Origin of the sequence: Geodermatophilus telluris (assembly GCF_900102745.1) — a bacterium.
In the GTDB taxonomy this organism is placed as follows: domain Bacteria; phylum Actinomycetota; class Actinomycetes; order Mycobacteriales; family Geodermatophilaceae; genus Geodermatophilus; species Geodermatophilus telluris.
The window spans coordinates 462,007-474,374 of the sequence record NZ_FMZF01000001.1; the positions used below are offsets into that span (position 1 = coordinate 462,007).

Sequence of the window (12,368 nt, forward strand, 5' to 3'; positions counted from 1 at the left end):
CGTGGCCAGGCCCAGCATCGTCCCGATCGCCCTCACCCTCGACGACCGCACCGGCTACACCCTGTGGGCGCCGCCGTGGGAGGAGGACGGCGAGGAGTGGCAGGCCTTCCTCGGCACCTCCGAGACCGACACCGCCACGGTGCACCTGTTCCCCACCCCGGCCGCGCTCGCCGCGTTCTGCCGGACCAGCACCGACCACGACCTCGCCGACCACCCGGTGTGGCCGGTGGTCACCGGCCTGGGCGCCGAGGACCTGACCCCTGACGACGACCACCGCTACGACCTCGACGGCGTGTACGACATCGCCGCGGAGAACCCCGACCGGTGGGCCGTGGAGGAGCTGGCGGCCACCATCGACATCGTCAGCCGGCTGGCCGAGTGCCTGGACACCGCCGGCGCCGACGAGGACGACGAGGAGCCGGTGGCCCGCCGTCGGCCCACCTCCCCGACCGACGACGACACCGACGACGACACCGACGACGACACCGAGGACGCGCCCGAGGACGACGAGGACGAGACCGAGTTCCCGGCGCTGGCCGAGCTGGTCGCCCGCCCGGAGATCGGCTCGCTCGGCCTCGGCGTGGAGGCGTTCGTCGGCCGCTCCGGTGAGGACGCCTGGGTCGGCGTCGGCGGGGCGCTCGACGAGCTGTGGGAGGACGTGGTCGAGGAGCTGTCCGCGCACCTGGACTGGACCGGCGCCGGCACCACCACCCTCGACGCCTACCCGTCGGCCGACGAGGACGAGGACGAGCTCGACGAGGTCGACGAGGTCGACGACACCGGGGCCACCGGCGCCGCCGCTGCGACCCCGGCTCGGGCGGCCGGCGGTGCGGCCCGGGCGCCGGAGCGGACGGTGGCGCGGGGCTCGGACGGCTCGGGCGAGCGGCCCGCGGCCGGCTCGACGGCCGCCGCGCCCGCGGAGGCCGCTACCGCCGGGACGAGCACGATCCGCGGCGGCGGCCGGGTCAGCGCCACCCCGGCGGCGGTCGCGGCGGCCGCGGAGTTCTGGGAGGCCGTGGGCATCCTGCCGGTGGAGCTCGTCGTCCCCGAGGGCGCGGGCGTCACGCTGCGCTGCTACGTGGAGGACGTGGCCCGCTTCCTCGGCCGCGACGGCGAGGTCTACCTGTTCGACACCCCGGCCGACCTGGCCCGCTTCTGCGCCGGGGACGAGCAGCACGACCTCACCGAGATCGCGTCGTGGCCGGAGGTGGCCGACACCGACACGCTCCCGCTGCCGGCCGAGCAGGACCGCTACGACCTCACCGAGCTGTCCGAGGTGCTCGGCGAGGTGGCCGGGGGGGCGGCGGGGCTGGTCGACCACACGGTGGTCGTGCAGCCGGTGGAGGGCGTGCGCGACGTCGCCGAGTACGCCGGGCTGTCCCGCGTCGACGAGCTGCTCGCCCCGGGCGCCCCGCTGGGCCGGGCGGTGGCCCGCGCGGAGCGGGAGCCGGAGGCGCCGCTGCCGGCGGAGGACGCCGCGGCGCTGCGGACGGCGTGGGACGAGGTCGTCGCCCAGGTCAGCGGGGCGCTGGTCTTCCGGCACTGAGGGAGCCCGTCCACCCACCGCGCGCGGGACCCGGCACGGGTCACCTGGCGGCAGGTCGTGCTCTGCCCACACCGGTGGTCAGAGCACGACGGGCCCGGAACAGCACGGCGGCCGGCCCCGGGAGGTCCCGGGACCGGCCGCCGGTGAGCCGTTCAGTCGCGCGCGGGCGCCGGACGGTCGGACCGTCCGCCGCGCGAGCCCTCGCCGGGCCCGCGGTACCGGTCGCGCTCCCCGGCGGGGCGGCGCGGACGGTCGTCGCGGCGACCGCGGTCGCCCTCGCCGAACGAGCGGCGCGGACGGTCGCCGTCCCGGCGCGGGCGGTCGCCGTCGCGGCGCGGACGCCGGCCGCCGGGGCCGCCGTGCGGACGGCGCGACTCGCGGGCCGGCCGCTCGACCGGCTCCACCGGCACGCCGCTGGCCACCAGCTCGGCGATCGGGGCGTCGCCCGGCCGGACGCGGCTGACCTGCGGGTCGACCTTGGCCTGGCGGAACCGGCGCTTGGCCTGGCCCACCTGGTCGGGCAGCAGCAGCGAGACGACCACACCGGCGGCGCCGGCGCGCGCGGTGCGGCCGGAGCGGTGCAGGTAGGTCTTGTGGTCGGCCGGCGGGTCGTAGTGCAGCACCAGGGACACGTCGTCGACGTGGATGCCGCGGGCGGCGACGTCGGTGGCCACCAGGACCGGGCTGCGGGCGTCGGTGAACGCCTCGAGCGCCCGGCGGCGGGCCGACTGCGGCAGGCCACCGTGGATCGCCTCGGCCTTGATGCCGACCGCCTGGAGGTTCTCCGTCAGCCGGTCCACGCCGAGCTGGGTGCGGGCGAACACGATGGTCCGGCCGGGGCGGGCGGCCAGCTCCTGGGTGAGCGGCACCTTGTCGCGGAAGGCCACGCTGTAGGCCAGGTGCTCGGCCGGCGGGGCGTCGTCACCGGGCCGCTTGACCTCGTGCCGGGCCGGGTCCTTGAGGTAGCGGCGGACGAGGGTGTCCACCTCGCCGTCCAGCGTGGCCGAGAACAGCAGCCGCTGGGCGTCGGGGCGGGTCTGGTCGAGCAGCTCCTGCACGACGGGCAGGAAACCGAGGTCGGACATGAAGTCGGCCTCGTCCACGACGCTGACCTCGACCTCGGCGAGGGTGACCTCGCGCTGGCTGATGAGGTCCTGCAGCCGGCCGGGGGTGGCGACGACGACGTCGACGCCGCGGCGCAGCTGGCTGATCTGGCGGCCCATCGAGGCGCCGCCGTAGACGGTGGCGAACTGGGCACCGACGGCCTGCCCGAGCGGGGCGAGGTTGTCGGACACCTGCTGGGCGAGCTCGCGGGTGGGCACGAGCACCAGCGCGCGCGGGGCACGCGGGCCGCGGCGGGCGGTGAGGCCCAGGCGGGCCAGCATCGGCAGGCCGAACGCGAGGGTCTTGCCCGAGCCGGTGGCGGCCTTGCCCAGCACGTCGCGCCCGGCCAGGGCGTCGGGCAGGACGGTGGCCTGGATGGCGAAGGGGCTGCGGATGTCGCGGCGCTCGAGGGCGGTGACCAGCTGCTGGGGCAGGCCCAGCCGGCCGAAGGTCGGGCCGCTCTCGACGGGGGTGTCGGGGGTGTTCGGGACGTCGACGGTGTCGGACGTGGTCATGCGGGGGTGGGGACTCCGATACAGCTCGGGCGCGTCCCGTGGTGGCGCGGGCGCCACCCCGGCGACGGGGCTCGGCGTCCTCACTGGCGATCGCGGGCGTCGTCGACGCGGCGGATCTGCACGGATGCGCTCATGCCCGGACGGACCGTCCGGGAGGATGTCCGGCGAGTGCCGGCACACCCACGGTAGCAGCGGTGATCAGCCGGGGATTCCGGCGAGCACGGTGGCCGTGGTCACCGCAGCTCAGGCGCGCAGTGCCGCGAAGCCCGGCCGGACGACGTCGGTGAGCAGCCGCACCCGCACGGCGTCGTCGAGGAAGGCCGCGCCGAGCGCCCGCTCGGTCACCCTCTGGACGTCGTCCCAGCCCCAGCCGTGGGCCGCCGCGACGTCGGCCAGCTCGCTGGTGGTCGAGACCCCGCTCATCAGCCGGTTGTCGGTGTTCACCGTGACCGCGAAGCCCAGCCGGTGCAGCCGCCCGACGGGGTGCGCCGCGATCGACGGGTAGGCGCCGGTCTGCACGTTCGACGACGGCGCGACCTCCAGCGGCACCTGCTCCTCCAGCACCCGCCGCGCCAGCGGCCCGAGCGGGGCCTCGCCCGGCACCTCGTCGGCGATGCGCACGCCGTGGCCGAGGCGCTCGGCGCGGGCCCCGTCCAGGGCGGCGCGGATGCTGTCGACGCCGGCCGCCTCACCGGCGTGGATCGTGCGGTGCGCACCCGCGCGGTCCAGTAGCGTGATGGCCTCGGGGTGCCGGTCGGGCGGGAAGCCGATCTCCGGGCCGGCCAGGTCGAAGCCGACGACGCCGGCGTCCCGGTACCGCACCACGAGGTCCGCGACCTCCGCCCAGCGGTCGGCCTGCCGCATCGCGCACAGCAGCGCGCCCACGGTGATCGGCGTCCCGGCCGCGGCGGCGTCGGCGCTGCCCTGCGCGAAGCCGTCGAGGATCGCCTCCACGGCCTCCTCGATCGGCGTGCCGCCCGCGGTGAGCAGCTCCGGCGCCATGCGGACCTCGGCGTGGACGACGCCGTCGGCGGCCAGGTCGAGCGCGCACTCGCGGGCCACCCGCCGCACGGCCTCCGGGCGCTGCATCACGCCGACGGTGTGCGCGAAGGTCTCCAGGTAGCGCACCAGCGAGCCCGAGTCCGCGGCCTGGCGGAACCACCGGCCCAGGTCCCCCGCGTCGCCGGCGGGCAGGTCGCGGTAGCCGGTCTCGTCGGCCAGCTCGAGCACCGTCTGCGGCCGCAGCCCGCCGTCGAGGTGGTCGTGCAGGAGGACCTTGGGGGCGCGGCGGATCGAGTCGGCGTCGAGCGGTGCAGGCACCCCTGGACGTTACCGGGTGTCGCGGTCCTGCCAGCGGAAGGTCAGGACGCAGAGCACGAGTCCGAGCACGCACCAGGCGCCGAGCACCAGCGCCACCCGGCCGAGCTCCCACGAGCCGGCGGGTTCCTGGGCGGCGAGCGCGTCGGGCAGGAACACCGAGCGCAGGCCCTGGGCCAGCCACTTGACCGGGAAGACGGCGGCGACGTCCTGCAGCCAGCCGGGCACCTGGTCGAAGGGCAGGAAGACGCCGGACACGAACTCCAGCACCAGCGCGATGGGGGTGACGGTCGCCGACGCCGACCGGCCGGTGCGGCACAGCGTCGACACGGCGATCCCCAGCAGCGTGCAGGCCGCGGCGCCGAGCACCGACACCCAGGCGAAGGTCAGCCAGTCACCGCCCGAGGGCAGGTCGATGCCGTACACGAGCACGCCGACGCCGAGCAGCAGCACGATCGTGGCCACCGCGACGGCCAGCACCTGCACGACCTTGCCGGCGAAGTAGGCGCTGGCCGGCATCGGCGTCCCGGCCAGGCTCTTCAGCGTCCCGTCGGAGCGCTCCCCGGCGATGTGGATGGCCATGTTCTGCAGGCTGGCGCCCACGATGCCGGCCGTGATCACCCCGGCCATGAAGTACTGCGGGAAGCCGACGCCGGCGCCGAGGTCGTAGTCGAGGACCGCGCCGAGCGCCAGCAGCAGGAGGACCGGGAAGGCGAGGGTGAAGACCACCGACTCGCGCTGCCGGAAGAACTCCCGGAGCTCCACCCGCGCGCGGGTGCCGTAGACGCGCGTCAGCGACGGCAGGGCGGGGGCGCTCACTCGTCCGGCCCTCCGATCATCTTGAGGTAGACGTCCTCGAGCGTGGGCCGGCTGACCGCGAGGTCGGGCACCTCACCGGGGAAGCGGGCGGCGAGGTCGCGCACGAAGGCCGTCGGCGTCGCGGTCTCGGCGGTCCGCCGGGCGCCGTCCTCGGTCCAGCTGACCACGGCCGGCGCCGAGCCGCGCCCGCCCAGCGCCGTGGGGACGGCGACCTCGGCGAGCTGCCCGCGGGCGAGGACGCCCACCCGGTCGGCCAGCGCCTCGGCCTCGTCGAGGTAGTGCGTGGTGAGCAGCATCGTGGTGCCCAGGTCGCGCAGCGAGCGGATGAGCGCCCAGAACTGCCGCCGGGCCTCGGGGTCGAAGCCGGTGGTCGGCTCGTCGAGGAAGAGCAGCCGCGGCCGGCCGACGATGCCGAGCGCGACGTCGAGGCGACGGCGCTGCCCGCCCGACAGGGTGCGGCCGCGGGCGCCGGCCCGCTCCGTGAGCCCGACCAGCTCGAGCACCTCGCCGGGGTCGCGCGGGTCGGCGTAGTAGGAGGCCCGGGCCTCGAGCAGCTCGCGCACCGACAGCTGGCTGTCCCCCGCGCCGGACTGCAGCACGATGCCCAGCTCGGCCTTCCACCGGCGCCCGCCCCGGGCGGGGTCGACGCCGAGCACCCGCACCTCGCCGCCGTCGCGCCGCCGGTAGCCCTCGAGGACCTCCACGGTCGTGGTCTTGCCGGCGCCGTTGGGCCCGAGCAGGGCGAAGATCTCGCCGCGGCGGATGTCGAGGTCGAGCCCGTCGACGGCGGTGCGGTCGCCGTAGCGCTTGACCAGGCCGCGGACGGAGATCGCGGCGTCCGGGTCGAGCGGGTCGCCGGGCCGCGGCCGGCCGTCAGCCACCACGGGTGCGGGCGGACGGGTCACGAGGGAACAGTCTCCCCTCCGCACCCGGTCCCGCGCCGCCCGCCTCCGGCCCTCCTGCAGGGGCCCGCCGCGAGCCTGCGAGCGGTAGGGGGGCAGGAGGGTCCTTCCTCAGGCGGTGATCCGCTCCAGGACGAGGGGCAGCGGCTCGTCGGGGGTGTCGACGCCGATCGCGCCGGCCAGCGCCTCCAGCGCCCGCGGGATGCGGGCGGCGTCGTCGGTCTGCAGCTCCAGCAGCGGTTGGCCCTCGGTGACCCGCTCCCCCACGGTCGCCGTCCAGGTGATGCCGGCCGCGGCCGACACCGGGTCCTCCTTGCGCGCCCGCCCGGCACCGAGGCGCCAGGTGGCCACGCCGAGCGCGTAGGCGTCCAGCCGGGTCAGCGTCCCGGTGGCCGGGGCGGTCACCACGTGCCGCTCGGCCGGCTGCGGCAGCGGCGCGTCGGGGTCGCCGCCCTGCGCCGCGACCATCCGCCGCCACACGTCCATCGCGCGGCCGTCGCGCAGCGCGTCGGCGGGGTCGACGTCGTCCCGGCCGACGCCGGCGAGCATCTCCCGCGCCAGCGCGAGGGTGAGCTCGACCAGGTCGGCGGGACCGCCGCCGGCGAGCACCTCCACCGACTCGGCCACCTCGACGGCGTTGCCCGCCGCGCGGCCCAGCGGCCGGTCCATGGCCGTCACCAGGGCCACCGTGCGCACCCCGGCCGCCTCGCCGAGGCCGACCATGGTGCGGGCGAGCTCCCGGGAGGACGCCGGGTCCTTCATGAACGCGCCCGACCCGGTCTTGACGTCGAGCACCAGCGCGTCGGCGCCCTCGGCGATCTTCTTGCTCATGATCGAGCTGGCGATCAGCGGGATCGACTCGACGGTGCCGGTGACGTCGCGCAGCGCGTAGAGCTTCTTGTCCGCGGGCGCCAGGTCGTGGCCGGCGGCGCAGATGACCGCGCCCACCTCGCGCAGCTGCGCCAGGTAGGCCTCCTCGTGGACGTCGGCGCGCCAGCCGGGGATCGACTCGAGCTTGTCCAGCGTGCCGCCGGTGTGGCCCAGCCCGCGGCCGGACAGCTGCGGCACCGCCACCCCGCACGCGGCCACCAACGGGGCCAGCGGCAGCGTCGTCTTGTCGCCCACCCCGCCGGTGGAGTGCTTGTCGGCGGTCGGGCGGCCCAGCGCCGAGAGGTCCTTGCGCTCACCTGAGTCGATCATCGCCTGCGTCCAGGCCGCCAGCTCGTCGGGCGCCATGCCGCGGAAGAACACCGCCATGAGCAGCGCGCTGACCTGCTCGTCGGGCACCACCCCGCGGGTGTGCGCGTCGACCACCCAGCGGATCTGCTCGGCGGACAGCCGGCCGCCGTCGCGCTTGGTGCGGATGACGTCGATCGCGTCGAAGGTCACCGCCGGCCCTCCACCAGGTCCTCGGGCCCGAAGGCGTCGGGCAGCACCTCGCGCATCGGCACGATGCCCAGCGACACGGTCTCGATGAGCATGTCCGCACCGCCGTGCTCCCACAGCAGCTGCCGGCAGCGGCCGCAGGGCATCAGCGGCCGCCCGCCGCGGTCGACGCAGGCCACCGCGACCAGCCGGCCACCGCCGGTGCGGACCAGGTCGCTGACCATCCCGCACTCGGCGCACAGTCCCAGCCCGTAGGAGGCGTTCTCGACGTTGCAGCCGGTCACCACCCGCCCGTCGTCCACCAGCCCGGCCACGCCCACCGGGAAGCCGGAGTACGGCGCGTAGGCGCGCGCCATGGCCTCCCGGGCGGCGCCGCGCAGCGCCGCCCAGTTCACGGTGTCCACCACCCGGCCCGCCGGACCGTCCGCCACTAGTGCTCCCCTCGTCGGTAGACCAGGCCGTCGGCCTTGGGCATGCGCAGGCGCTGCGAGGCCAGGGACAGCACGAGCAGCGTGGTCAGGTGCGGCGTGAACGACACCAGGCCCGGCGGCAGCTCGTCGACGGTCAGGAAGCCGACCAGCGAGGCCGCCGCGACCACCGCGGCGATGCCCGCCGGCAGCAGCCGGCCGCGCAGCGCCTGCACCACCGCGACGGCGGCCAGCAGCAGGGCCACGAGCAGGAACAGCGCGACGACGGCCGTGCGGCTGCGCAGCTGCAGGGCGTCGGTGAAGCCGAACAGGGCCGCGCCCGCGGCCAGTCCGCCGGGCCGCCAGTTGCCGAAGATCAGCGCGGCCAGCCCGATGAAGCCGCGGCCGTTGACCTGCCCCTCGCGGTAGATGCCGGCGATGAAGACGAGGAACACCCCGCCCAGCCCGGCGAGCGCCCCGGAGACGAGCACCGCGACGTACTTCAGCCGGTACACCGGGACGCCGAGGGAGTCGGCCGCCGCGGGGTTCTCGCCGCAGGAGCGCAGCCGCAGCCCGAACGCCGTCCGCCACAGCAGCAGGTAGGACGCCGGCACCAGCAGCACCGCGATGAGGGTGAGCAGGCCGACCCCGCTGGTCAGGCCGCGGAGCACGCCGGCGAGGTCGCTGACGAGGAACCAGTGCTGCCGCTCCAGGGAGCCGAGCAGGTCGGGGCCGGAGGACAGCACCGGGACGGAGAACGTCGGCGGGTCGCCCTTCACCGGCGGGGACTGGGTGACGCCGCCGCCGGCCGGGTTGTCGCTGTAGAGCAGCTCGGACAGGAAGCGCACCAGGCCGCCGGCGAGGATGTTGATCGCCACGCCGGAGACCACGTGGTCGACGCCGAAGGTCACCGTGGCCACGGCGTGCAGCAGCCCGCCGATCGCGCCGAACAGCAGCCCGCCGACGACGGCGGCGCCCCAGCCCCACTGGTAGCCGGCGAACCCGGCTCCCCAGGTGCCCAGGATCATCATCCCGTCGAGGCCGATGTTCACCACGCCCGCGCGCTCGGCGAACAGTCCGCCGAGCGCGGCCAGGCCGATCGGCACGGCCAGCAGCAGCGCCGCGGCGATGGTCGAGGAGCTGGTCAGCGCCTCCTGGCCGCTGACGACCCGCACGACCGAGACCAGCAGCAGGACGCCCAGCAGCAGCCAGGTCAGCCGGCGGGCCCGGCCGCCGCCGGTGAGCAGGTCGGTCAGCGGGCCGCGGCCGGGCCGGGTCCCGCTGCCCGGAGGGGTCGCCACGGTGCTCATGCGCCGGTCTCCTGCCGCTCGTCGGTGCGCTGTCCCGCGCCGGTGGTCCGGCTGACGCCGGCGCCGGTGCCCTCGCCGCCGGCCGCCCCGGGGCCGCCGGTGCTCTGGCCGGGACCGGTGCTGCCGTCGCCGGCGACCGCGGCCGCGGGGCCGGAGCCGCGCTCGGCGGAGCGGCGGGCCACCCGGCGGGCGACCTCGTTGGCGACGACGACGGCGAGCACGATCGTGCCCTGGATGATCGTGACGACCGAGGCCGGGAAGTCCTGGATCTGCAGCGGGACCAGCGCCCGGTCGAGGAAGGCGAACAGCAGCGCACCGAGCGCGATGCCGATCGGCTTGTTGCGGCCGAGCAGGGCGACGGCGATGCCGAGGAAGCCGAGCCCGGAGGTGAAGTCGGTGGTGTAGGCGTGCGTGGAGCCGAGCAGGTCGGGCAGCCCGATGAGCCCGGCCACCGCGCCCGACAGCAGCATCGTCTTGACCACCATGCCGCGGGAGTCGACGCCGCTGGCGCTGGCCGCCGACGGCGACAGGCCCGCCGCGCGCAGGTCGAAGCCGAAGCGGGTGCGGTTGAGCAGCACCGCGATCACCGCGCCGACGACGACGGCCACCAGCAGGAAGCCGTAGAGCTGCCGCGGCGGGTTGGCCAGCCCCAGCGCGCCGAGGACGCCGTTGAGGCTGGGCACCCAGCCCGACTCGGGGATCTCGGCGGTGCTGATGATCGAGGCGCCCTCCGGGCTGCCCCGCAGCGGGCCGGTGAGCAGGAAGGACGCGATGCCCAGCGCGATGACGTTGAGCATGATCGAGCTGATGACCTCGCTGACGCCGCGGGTCACCTTCAGGACCGCGACGATGCCCGCCCAGACCGCGGCGACCGCCATCGCGACCAGCACGATCAGCAGCACGTGCAGCGGACCGGGCAGCACGACGGCGGCGCCGACGCCGGCGGCCACGACGGTCGCCAGCCGGTACTGGCCCTCGACGCCGATGTTGAACAGCCCCATGCGGAAGGCGATCGCCACGGCCAGGCCGGCGAGGAACAGCGGCACCGCCCGGTTGAGCACCACGACCAGGGCGGTGACCTGCTGGCTCGGGGTGTCGCCGAAGTCGACCATCACCTCGAACGCGCGCAGCGGGTCCACCTGCAGCGCCGCCATCACCGCCGAGGAGATGAGGACGGCGACGACGACGGCGAGGACGGGGGCGAACAGGGCCAGGCCGACCCGGCGGAGGACGCTCACGCCGCACCCGCCGCGGTCTGCGCGCCGGTCATGTACCCGCCCAGCTCCTCGGGGGTGACCGCCGACGGGTCGAGGGTGGCCACCAGCCGGCCGCGCAGCATGACGTGCAGCGTGTCCGACAGGCCGATGAGCTCGTCGAGGTCGGCCGAGACCAGCAGGATCCCCATCCCCTCGGCCCGGGCCTCCTCCAGCAGCCGCCAGATGGCGCCCTGCGCGCCGACGTCGACGCCGCGGGTCGGGTGGGCGGCCAGCAGCAGCCGCGGCCGCGCGCTCATCTCCCGCCCGACGATCAGCTTCTGCTGGTTGCCGCCGGAGAGCGCGACGGCCAGCGTGTCCGGGCCGGGGGCGCGGACGTCGTAGTCGCGCATGATCCGCGCGGTGTCGGCGCGGGCGGCGCGGCGGTCGATGAAGGGCCCCTTGACCGCCGGCGGGCGGGTCTGGTGGCCCAGGATCCGGTTCTCCCACAGCGGTGCGTCGAGCAGCATGCCCTGGCGGTGCCGGTCCTCGGGGATGAAGCCCAGGCCGGCCTCCCGGCGGGCCCGCGTGCTCCACGCGGTGATGTCGTCCCCGCCGAGCCGCACGGTGCCGGTGGCCAGCGGGCGCAGCCCCATGACGGCGTCGACGAGCTCGGCCTGCCCGTTGCCCTCGACGCCGGCGATGCCCACCACCTCGCCCTCGCGGACGGTCAGCGTGACGTCGTCGACCGGCGGGCGGCCGGTGGGCGCGGCGACGGTGACCTCCCGCAGCTGCAGCACCGGCGTCTCCCGGACCGTGGAGGTGCGGATCTCCGGCGAGGGCAGCTCGGTGCCGACCATCATCTCGGCGAGCTGGCGGGCCGTCGTCGTGCGCGGGTCGGCGGTGCCGACGGTGGTGCCGCGGCGGATGACGGTGATCGCGTCGGCGACCTTGCGCACCTCGTCGAGCTTGTGCGAGATGAAGATGACGGTGAGGCCCTCGCGCTTGAGCTCGGCGAGGTTGCCGAACAGCTCGTCGACCTCCTGCGGCACGAGGACGGCGGTCGGCTCGTCGAGGATCAGCGTGCGCGCGTTGCGGTAGAGCACCTTGGCGATCTCGACGCGCTGCCGGTCGCCGACGCCGAGGTCCTCCACCAGGTCGTCGGGGCGCAGGCCCAGGCCGTAGCGCTCGGAGATCTCGGTGATCCGCCGGCGGGCAGTGGCCCGGTCGAGCCGCCCGCCCCGGGTGGGCTCGCTGCCCAGGACGACGTTCTCCAGGACGGTGAAGTAGTCGGCCAGCATGAAGTGCTGGTGCACCATGCCGATCCCGGCGGCGATCGCGTCGGCCGGGCTGCGGAAGGACACCTCGCGGCCGTCGAGCAGGATCTGGCCCTCGTCGGGGCGGTGCTCGCCGTAGAGGGTCTTCATCAGCGTCGACTTGCCGGCGCCGTTCTCGCCCACGATGGCGTGCACCTCGCCCCGGCGGACCCGCAGCTCGATGTCCTTGTTGGCGACCACCCCGGGGAACCGCTTGGTGATGCCGCGCAGCTCGACGGCCAGCGGGGCGGCCCCGGCGTCGCCGCCTCCCGCCCCGGTCCCGCCCGCGCTCGGGCCGGCCGGCGCGCCGGCCGGGGTGCCTGCTGTGGCCATGGTGGGCCCTTCCTGCGTCGCTTGCGGCCCGCGGGTGTGCGGGCTCGCGTCCACTCTGCTGCACCGGGGGCGTGGGATCGACCACGCCCCGGCGTGCACCGCGGCCGGACCGTCGCCGACCGGCACCGGGTGCGCATTCTCCCCGCGTGCGGGGGACGCCGGGACGGCCCCCCTCGCGACGACGGCGGGCCCGGGGGACGTGTGCTCCCCCGGGCCCGCC

Annotated in this window: 10 protein-coding genes; 1 reads left to right on the plus strand and 9 read right to left on the minus strand. The window is 76.0% G+C overall.

All coding sequences use genetic code 11. From position 1 onward, the window contains the following. The first annotated feature begins 1 nt into the window (after position 1). Positions 2-1,546, plus strand: a complete 1,545-nt coding sequence (locus tag BLQ97_RS23195; RefSeq protein WP_091363825.1) for a hypothetical protein — start codon at positions 2-4, stop codon at positions 1,544-1,546. A gap of 152 nt (positions 1,547-1,698) precedes the next feature. On the opposite strand, the gene BLQ97_RS02165 is transcribed toward BLQ97_RS23195, so the two are convergent. From BLQ97_RS02165 to BLQ97_RS02205, 9 genes are all read right to left on the minus strand, one after another. Continuing rightward, positions 1,699-3,165, minus strand: a complete 1,467-nt coding sequence (locus BLQ97_RS02165) for a DEAD/DEAH box helicase (protein ID WP_091362804.1) — start codon at positions 3,163-3,165, stop codon at positions 1,699-1,701. Positions 3,166-3,408: 243 nt separating this feature from the next. Continuing rightward, positions 3,409-4,485 (minus strand): adenosine deaminase, encoded by a 1,077-nt coding sequence (locus BLQ97_RS02170; protein WP_091362806.1) that lies wholly within the window; start codon positions 4,483-4,485, stop codon positions 3,409-3,411. 9 nt (positions 4,486-4,494) lie between these two features. Beyond that, positions 4,495-5,301, minus strand: coding sequence for an ABC transporter permease (locus tag BLQ97_RS02175; RefSeq protein WP_091362809.1), 807 nt, complete (start codon positions 5,299-5,301; stop codon positions 4,495-4,497). Further along, complete coding sequence (locus BLQ97_RS02180; RefSeq protein ID WP_091362811.1) at positions 5,298-6,206, minus strand: ABC transporter ATP-binding protein; 909 nt, start codon at positions 6,204-6,206, stop codon at positions 5,298-5,300. The genes BLQ97_RS02175 and BLQ97_RS02180 overlap by 4 nt, the downstream gene beginning before the upstream one ends. A gap of 108 nt (positions 6,207-6,314) precedes the next feature. Beyond that, complete coding sequence (locus BLQ97_RS02185; RefSeq protein ID WP_091362813.1) at positions 6,315-7,592, minus strand: thymidine phosphorylase; 1,278 nt, start codon at positions 7,590-7,592, stop codon at positions 6,315-6,317. Continuing rightward, a complete protein-coding gene (locus tag BLQ97_RS02190) occupies positions 7,589-8,020 on the minus strand; it encodes a cytidine deaminase (protein WP_281181357.1) in 432 nt (143 codons plus the stop codon). Before BLQ97_RS02190 ends, BLQ97_RS02185 begins: the two co-directional genes overlap by 4 nt. After that, positions 8,020-9,306: an ABC transporter permease gene (locus BLQ97_RS02195; RefSeq protein WP_091362814.1), complete on the minus strand. Its 1,287-nt coding sequence runs from the start codon at positions 9,304-9,306 to the stop codon at positions 8,020-8,022. Before BLQ97_RS02195 ends, BLQ97_RS02190 begins: the two co-directional genes overlap by 1 nt. Further along, positions 9,303-10,544 carry an ABC transporter permease gene (locus BLQ97_RS02200; protein ID WP_091362816.1) on the minus strand — a complete coding sequence of 414 codons (1,242 nt, stop codon included), beginning with the start codon at positions 10,542-10,544 and terminating at the stop codon, positions 9,303-9,305. The genes BLQ97_RS02195 and BLQ97_RS02200 overlap by 4 nt, the downstream gene beginning before the upstream one ends. Further along, entirely contained in the window at positions 10,541-12,148 is a 1,608-nt protein-coding gene (locus BLQ97_RS02205; protein WP_091362818.1) for an ABC transporter ATP-binding protein, read from the minus strand. The genes BLQ97_RS02200 and BLQ97_RS02205 overlap by 4 nt, the downstream gene beginning before the upstream one ends. Between the last annotated feature and the right edge of the window lie 220 nt (positions 12,149-12,368).